Source organism: Coleofasciculus sp. FACHB-712, from assembly GCF_014695635.1.
Taxonomy (GTDB): Bacteria; Cyanobacteriota; Cyanobacteriia; order Cyanobacteriales; family FACHB-T130; genus FACHB-T130.
In genome coordinates, this window is sequence record NZ_JACJOQ010000218.1 from 1 (window position 1) to 7,828 (window position 7,828).

Consider the following 7,828-nt stretch of genomic DNA (forward strand, 5'->3'; position numbering starts at 1 on the left):
AAACCCGTTTATCTAGTGGCTCTAAAAATATACCCAGGACGGATTGAATTTGACTATCTACCAGAGAATACTCAAGGAGCGATCTGTCAGCCGATTGGCAATCAAGGCGTCTTGATTTTAGGTGCCAATGCTCCGCGCAGTTACACCAAGCAAGATGAAAACTGGATAGCTGGGATTGCTGAAAAACTAGACGTTACTCTCAGCTACCACTTAGATGATGTTGCACCCGCTGGAATTTAAATATCCATGACGATTCTCTACTGGCTTCTCGTTGTCCTCATGCTCGTTGGCGTCGTGGGCGCAGTGGTTCCCGGCATTCCTGGAACCAGCTTGATTGTGATTGCTATTGTGGTTTGGGGAGCCGTTCACAGTTTTAGCAGCGTGTCTGTGGCGCTGGGCGTTGCTATCCTAGTGTTGCTACTTAGCGTTGGCGTCGATCTCTTAGCAACCTACTTGGGGGCGCAACAAGCAGGGGCTAGCAAGTGGGGGCAGATTGGAGCCATTGTTGGCTTGGTGCTAGGCTTTTTGGGATTGTTACCCGCTTTTCTAGTTGCGGGGCCACTGATCGGAATTTTGATCGGACCGCTTCTGGGAGCGATTACTGGAGAGTTTCTCTACCGACGCGATTTAGAATTTGAGCCAAGAATCAAGCTAGCGCTGAAAGCCGGGATAGGCATTGTGGTGGGTTCGCTGATTGGAAATTTGATTCAGGGATTACTCGCGATCGCCGCCGTGAGCGTTTTCTTATACACAACTTGGCCCTTTGGATCTGGGGCATAAGAAACTTAAATCGAATTGCACTGGCTTAAGCTTAGCCTTACCCACAGCTCTGCCCTGAAACAAATTTCGGGCTAGCTAATCCCTAAAGTTAGCTAAAGCCAGCTAGATAGCGATTTCAACTCGTTTCAAGGGGTTTGCGTGGTGAAGGCGGAAATTTATTTTACGGCTCTTAAATCAGTGCCATTCGCGTTAAGGTAGGAAATTTTTAAGAAACATAAACCTGGTGATAATAAGCTTGGTACTCCTCAGACAGTAACGGTTCCCACCAATCGCGGTGAGTGAGATACCATTCAACAGTGCGTCGTAAACCTTCTTCAACCGTTACAGAAGGAGTCCACCCTAACTCAGTTTTTAGTTTCGTGCTATCAATCGCATAGCGGCGATCGTGCCCCGGTCGATCCTTCACAAATGCGATCAATTTTTTGCAAGAATGCACGGGTAAATTAGGTGCTAATTCATCCATTAGCTGGCACAACATATTAACTAAGTCAAGATTTTTAACTTCATTATTGCCGCCAATATTGTAGGTTTCGCCCAGTTTGCCGTGATGAATCACTACATCCAAAGCGCTACAATGATCGCCAACATATAGCCAATCCCGGATATTCTGCCCATCACCATAAACAGGCAAAGATTTGCCGATTAAGATATTGATGCACATCAAGGGAATGAGCTTTTCAGGAAACTGATAAGGGCCGTAATTGTTAGAGCAATTGGTGATAATGGTGGGGACGCCATAGGTGTGGTAATAGGCGCGGACTAAATGGTCGCTACCCGCCTTCGATGCGGAATAGGGACTATTTGGGGCATAGGGCGTTGTTTCTGTAAATGCGCGATCGCTAGGATTGAGGCTACCGTAGACTTCATCGGTGGAAACATGAAGAAAAATTCCCTCTTGTCTTGTTTCCCAATGTTTCCGAAAAGCTTCTAATAGGGTGAATGTGCCGACAATATTGGTTTGAATGAAGGCACCGGGACCTAGAATTGAGCGGTCAACGTGAGATTCAGCGGCGAAGTGAGCCACTGTATCGATATTTTCTTCTTGTAACAGCGAGTCTAATAAAGCGCGATCGCAAATATCTCCCTTGACAAACCGAAAATTTTCTTGCCCCTCCAAGGACGCTAAATTATGACGATTCCCTGCATAAGTGAGCGCATCTAATACCACCACTCGATCGTCAGGGTAAGCCTCACACCAATAATGCACAAAATTGGAGCCAATAAACCCCGCCCCACCCGTCACCAACAACCGACGGCTTCCTCTCATCAAACTCTCTCCTTTTCTTCCCTCTGCGTACTCTGCGTCTTTGCGGTTCGTTTATTCTTCTTCTAACAACGCCAGCAAAGCCGCCTTCATCTCTTCTGGACTGGTGGTTGCCGTTCCAAATTGGCGCACCACGATACTAGCCGCCAAATTTCCCAATACCGCCGCTTCCCAAAATGACGCCCCAACCACTAAGCTTAGCGTCAGCGCCGCCACCACAGTATCTCCAGCCCCAGTCACATCAAACACATCGGTACGGTTGAACGCTGGGATATGCTGCTCCGTCCCGTTGCGGTCAAACAAACTCATGCCCTCTTCACCGCGAGTAATCAGCATTTGCTGAGCTTGAGTCAGTGCCAAGAGGTCGCGTCCAGCTTGGGTGATTTGCCCAGACGCGATCGCATACCCCACCGCTTGCTCCGCCTCCGGCAAATTTGGCGTAAACAGCGTCGCTCCTTGGTATCTTTGGAGACCGACTTGAGCATCCACTATTGTCTTCTGGTGAGACAACGCCGCCTCAATTACAGGCTGAGTAAAAACGCCATCGCCATAATCTGAGCAAACTACTGCATCCACTGTATCTAGATGTTGCTGAATATACTCAGCAAGCTGTAGCTGCAAATCTGGATCTGGCAACTCATCCGATTTCCGGTCAACTCGTACAATCTGCTGAGTCACCGACTGCCGAGCATGACCAGAAATCCGGGTTTTCGTCACCGTCGGGCGGTCTGGATCGAGCAACATTCCACTGGTATCAATTCCAGCTGCCTCAAAGATATGGCGCAATGCTTGCCCTTGGTCATCCTTTCCGACTAATCCAGCCACCTTCACCTGTGCCCCCAGCGTTGCCAGGTTATAGACGGCATTTGCTCCACCCCCAGGTACCTGCCGGGTATTTTCGTGGCGCAGAATCAACACAGGTGCTTCACGAGAAATTCGTTCCACTTGACCCGTCAGAAACTCATCGAGGGTGAGATCCCCGACAACCAGCACCCGTGCTTGGGCAAAGTTATCCAGTAGCTGAATTAAGCGCTCAGATGAATTTTGCAGCTGAGCCAAGAAGGAAGCATCTAAAGCCATAGAGGAAGTCGCAAAAGTCCAAGGGTTTATTATCCTGCAAGAGGGCGCTTTTAATGAATCCAGATGGATTCCAACCACTAGCCGCTTACTCCCACGTGAGTTTTGAGTTTATTGAGAGTTGTAGGCTAGCTTGAAGAACGAACCTCAACACGCATAAGTATTGGTTGGGGTTCGTTCCTCAACCCAACTGACTGTCTAATACTGTCTTCGCTTCTTGTGAACTATGTTCAGGGTGTCTGTTGAGAATTTTGAGAATCCGGAGATTCTTGTGGTTTTCTCGGCTCAGGTGAGTTTTGAGAATTTTGAGAATCTTGCGGTTTTTTGGACTCCGAGGATTCTTGAGATTCCCGTGGTTTTTGAGACTCAGAGGATTCTTGAGAATCTCGTGGTTTTCTAGAATCTTGAGCTTCTTGAGAATCTCGTGGTTTTCTCGGCTCAGGGGAGTTTTGGGAATTTTGAGAATCTCGTGGTTTTTGAGACTCAGAGGATTCTTGAGAATCTCGTGGTTTTCTAGAATCTTGAGCTTCTTGAGAATCTCGTGGTTTTCTCGGCTCAGGGGAGTTTTGAGAATTTTGAGAATCTCGTGGTTTTTGAGACTCAGAGGATTCTTGAGAATCTCGTGGTTTTCTCGGCTCAGGGGAGTTTTGAGAATTTTGAGAATCCCGCGGTTTTTGAGACTCAGAGGATTCTTGAGAATCCCGTGGTTTTTGAGGCTCAGAGGATTCTTGAGAATCTCGTGGTTTTCTAGAATCTTGAACTTCTTGAGAATTTCGAGCTTCTCGTGAAGCTGTCATCGGCGGACAATCTTTTTCGTTGTACGCAAACTTGACCTGAACAACATAAACTTGTTCCTTTGCACCAAAAGAATGAGCCTTAACGACTTCCTGCGCTTTCTCATTCAAAATGTTGTAACCAGAACTCCTAAGCAGTTCGGTCGTGACACTACCTTTAGCATCCACCTGCGCCCCAACTAAAGCAGTTGCTTCCGGCTTCTTAATAAAGCACGCACGAAATTGAGAAGTCAGCGTAATTTCTTGTTCTTTCGATGGGACTTTGTTGAGTCTAGAACCCCAACCCGCTAACTTTTGTCTGTAATCGTCATCACGAGTGCCATTGCCGTCATAGGCGTAGTTTCGACGTTGCTGCCGTATATCAGCAAGGACTTGCTGCCGTTGCAGTTCGCGCCGCGCCATTGCTATTTGTTGTGGAGAAAGAGGAGGCGTCTGTTGTCCGGAAGTCGCTGGAGGTTGTTGCTCAGAATTTTTAGACGTTTGTTGTTCGGAATTCGCTGCTATTTGTGGTTCCGAATTCGGTGTCTGTTGTCCAAAATCAATTGACCTCTGTGGCTTGGGATTGCTAGGCGTCTGTTGTCCAAAATCGATAGGGGGCTGTTTTCCAGAAGATTCCTCAGAAGGGTTGAAAGGTGTCTGTTGATCGGAAGTGGGCGGTGGCGGCGGAAATAGAGCGGAAATGTCGTCCTGCCCCGGCTGGACACCAGCGGGCAATCCCTGAAACAGGCGACGGCGAATCTCTTGCTGTGTAACTTTCCGAGAACCCGATTGGGGAACTTTGGGGGGATCGGGAAGCCGTCCTACGATAAAGTTTGGGTTGTTGGGATTGAAAGGATTTTGCCTAGCTCTTTGCTGACGGCGATCGCTCGATCTCTGAAAAATCTCCGGCAACCCAGCCCCAGTGTTAGGTTGCGGTGTGGAGTTCAGCGGAAATTTGTAGGGTGGGGAGCTAGGGATCGGCGGCAATACGGAAGACGGCGGCGGCAAAGGTGGCAACAGCTGGGTTTGGTTGGGAATGGGTGGCAGCGACACGGGCGGCGGTGCAAGTTGCGGAATGCGGCTTTGCTCTGCCGGTGTTAACTCCACAACTTTGACAGTCCCTCGCGGCTTCTGCTCTTCCGGTTTGGAGGACGCGGATAAACTGGGAAGGGTCATCGCCAGCACTCCGTGGATGCCCACGGAAGCCAAAGCTGCAATCAGAGGCGGCTGAGTTAACTTTTCAGGCAGGTTTCTAATGAATGAGAGATAGGACATAGCAGGTAAGTTACACTCCTCAGCGACAGGACAGGCTGGGAATCAGGTCAGGTGGGTACGTGCGGCAAGCACGCGATCGCGATCAAAACAAGCACTCCGCTTTTATATTAGTTTCAGATTCTGAATTTTAATCTCAATTATTTCAGTCTAAAATGCTTAAAAGTTAATTTTCAGGTTCTCTGACCCAATCGCCAAGACTGGAAAAAAAGCCCAAAAGTTGCCACTTTCCTCAAGTTCCTGAAGAAATTAATCTACTGACTCGTTTACTTGCACAATTAATAAAGAAAAGTAAGGCAATTTCAGATTCGGGCGATCGCTTAACCCCGCATAAATTACCTGCTCTGGTAGCGTTGCCCGTTCCACTACCCAGCTACGTTCCAACAACCCGCGCTGCTGCAACACTTTCCAAACTTGCTCGTAAACTGAACTCACTTTCATCAGCACCACCACATCTGCCCATTCTAAAACAGCTTCCAGCTCTCCTACCGTGTAGATCGCTGGTAACACGACGAGGCGCTGAGCGCGAATTGTCAGTGGAATTCCTAACACCGCTGCCGCCGCCAAAGGGGAACAGATTCCCGGCACTGTCTGCACTATTACTTCAGGATGCAGTTGTTGCAGTGTCTGCGCCAAATAGGTAAACGTGCTATAGAAACTGACATCGCCTTCCGAGACAAAAGCAACATCTTGACCCAATTTTAGAGATTGCCAGACTTCTTGGGCTGCGACTTGCCACGCCTGAGTCAAAATCTCGCTTTCTTGTACGTAAGGAAAAGTTAACGCTAATTGCACTTGGCGGGGATTCAACCATTGAGCCACCATCTGCTGAGCGATTCCTGGCTTACCGTGTAACCCAGCGGGAAAAGCCACCACTGGCACCCGTTGCAAAATGCCGAGTCCTTTCACTGTAATCAGTTCTGGGTCGCCAGGACCCACGCCAATGCCGTACAAGATACCTGATTGCACAATAAAATTTAAAATCTAAAAGCCAAAACCCAAAATCTCAAATGCCTTTACCGACTGTCATTTTGCCCGGATATCTCGAAGGCGCGATCGCCTACCGTCCACTCGAACAATCTCTACAAGAATCGGGTTTCCCCACTGTAACCGTACCCTTGCGAAGTCGGGATTGGGTGCCCACTGTAGGAGGACGGTCGATGATTCCGATTTTGCGGCAACTCGACCGCACGGTAAAACAAATGTTGCAGCAATACAACGTTTCTCAGCTTAACCTGATTGGTCACTCCGCTGGCGGCTGGATTTCCCGGATCTACCTGGGGGAAAAACCTTATTCTATTCACGGAGATGTCACAGAAGACGCTGGTTTGTGGCACGCTCACCCTTATGTTGCCACGCTTGTCACCTTGGGAACGCCCCATATCAGCGGGGAACGCTGGACGCGGAAAAATTTAGATTTTGTCAAAATGAACTATCCAGGAGCCTTCTACTCAACGGTGCGTTACATCTGCGTTGCCGGTAAATCTATCTTCGGGGCGAGGCGTCCGGGGCAGTGGCTAGCCTACAGCAGTTACAAACTCACCTGTGGGATCGGTAACACTTGGGGAGATGGGATTACGCCGATTGAAGCGGCTCATCTGGAGGGAGCAACCAATCTGATTATCGAAGGTGTCAAGCACTCACCCAGAACTCCTGGCATTTGGTACGGTTCGCCAGTCGCTTTACCGTCTTGGGTGGAGTATTTGGCATGACATGGGTAATGCTGATGAGTCATTGGCGGTTGGCGAATCACTCATGACTCATCACAACGATTCAGCCTTTAGGCATACGCTGTTAGGACAACGAAATTCCTTCTGTAACTGGCTAGCATTTGACTAATGTTAAGAAAAGTAAAGTTTAGCCATGAAAACCGAGCAGTATGAATTTGTCCTTCGGCGTCTGGCTACGATCCTGGCTGTTGGGATTCTAACCTTGAGCCTAATCGCTGCTGTGACTGGAATCCTGTTAGCTTTCTACTACGAACCGGCGGCGGGTGGTGCTTATGATTCCCTGCAAGCGATCGCAAATGAAGTTTCCAATGGCTGGGTGATTCTCCGCGTTCACGATCTCGCGGGAAATGGGTTAATTGCAGTGTCTTTAATCGAAATTGTCGTGATGTTTCTGGGGCGACAATTTACGAATAGTTGGTTAACTGCTTGGATTAGTGGCATTCTATTGACATTAACCGCGATCGCGCTCGGTTGGACGGCGATGATTCTCGACTGGACTCAACTCGGCTACTGGCGTCTGAGCATCGAATTGGGAACTATCGAAGCCATTCCTTTTATTGGCTCCCAGCTGCGAGACATCGTTACAGGTGGTGGAGCCATTACTACAGCTACTGTCGAACACCTCTACACCCTACACAGCTACATTTTATCCGTGGGAGCGATCGCGATCGCACTGATTCATCTAGGCGGGTTATTAGTCCAGGAAAGACAGCAAAAGCAGCTTCAGATAAAATTAGCTGCCACTAACTTAGCTGCCGAGTCAGAATCCGCGCAAGCACAGAACGATCCCAAATCTCTCAGCCTCAGCAGTGCTGAGTCACAGAAATAGCAAATTTATAGTCTCAAATCTAGTTCCACTTAGTAGCCTGCTCCTGGCAGGTTTCGGTTGTGTGCTTGCTGTCGCTGTGCGGTTTCAACCGCCGATTGCAAGA

General features: G+C 48.7%; 8 protein-coding genes. 4 read left to right on the forward strand and 4 right to left on the reverse strand.

Annotation, left to right across the window (positions count from 1 at the left end; all coding sequences use genetic code 11):
• Both H6F50_RS06250 and H6F50_RS06255 read left to right on the forward strand, forming a co-directional pair.
• Nucleotides 1-240: cofactor assembly of complex C subunit B (locus H6F50_RS06250; RefSeq protein WP_190427550.1), on the forward strand; the 240-nt coding region annotated here is incomplete at its 5' end.
• A 6-nt stretch (nucleotides 241-246) separates the two neighbouring features.
• Nucleotides 247-780, forward strand: coding sequence for a DUF456 family protein (locus tag H6F50_RS06255; RefSeq protein ID WP_190427552.1), 534 nt, complete (start codon nucleotides 247-249; stop codon nucleotides 778-780).
• 205 nt (nucleotides 781-985) lie between these two features.
• On the opposite strand, the gene rfbB is transcribed toward H6F50_RS06255, so the two are convergent.
• From rfbB to H6F50_RS06275, 4 genes are all read right to left on the reverse strand, one after another.
• Nucleotides 986-2,047 carry a dTDP-glucose 4,6-dehydratase gene (gene rfbB / locus H6F50_RS06260; RefSeq protein WP_190427554.1) on the reverse strand — a complete coding sequence of 354 codons (1,062 nt, stop codon included), beginning with the start codon at nucleotides 2,045-2,047 and terminating at the stop codon, nucleotides 986-988.
• A 51-nt stretch (nucleotides 2,048-2,098) separates the two neighbouring features.
• The gene (rfaE1, locus tag H6F50_RS06265; protein WP_190427557.1) at nucleotides 2,099-3,124 is read right to left on the reverse strand and encodes a D-glycero-beta-D-manno-heptose-7-phosphate kinase; all 1,026 of its coding nucleotides are present in this window, start codon (nucleotides 3,122-3,124) and stop codon (nucleotides 2,099-2,101) included.
• A gap of 227 nt (nucleotides 3,125-3,351) precedes the next feature.
• Entirely contained in the window at nucleotides 3,352-5,169 is a 1,818-nt protein-coding gene (locus H6F50_RS06270; protein WP_190427560.1) for a hypothetical protein, read from the reverse strand.
• Nucleotides 5,170-5,415: 246 nt separating this feature from the next.
• Nucleotides 5,416-6,135, reverse strand: a complete 720-nt coding sequence (locus tag H6F50_RS06275) for a precorrin-2 C(20)-methyltransferase (protein ID WP_190415225.1) — start codon at nucleotides 6,133-6,135, stop codon at nucleotides 5,416-5,418.
• Between the two features lie 41 nt (nucleotides 6,136-6,176).
• Between H6F50_RS06275 and H6F50_RS06280 the strand changes: the two genes are divergently transcribed.
• The gene (locus H6F50_RS06280; RefSeq protein WP_190427562.1) at nucleotides 6,177-6,878 is read left to right on the forward strand and encodes an alpha/beta hydrolase; all 702 of its coding nucleotides are present in this window, start codon (nucleotides 6,177-6,179) and stop codon (nucleotides 6,876-6,878) included.
• 151 nt (nucleotides 6,879-7,029) lie between these two features.
• Nucleotides 7,030-7,725, forward strand: coding sequence for a cytochrome b N-terminal domain-containing protein (locus H6F50_RS06285; RefSeq protein WP_190427564.1), 696 nt, complete (start codon nucleotides 7,030-7,032; stop codon nucleotides 7,723-7,725).
• The last annotated feature ends 103 nt before the right edge of the window (nucleotides 7,726-7,828 follow it).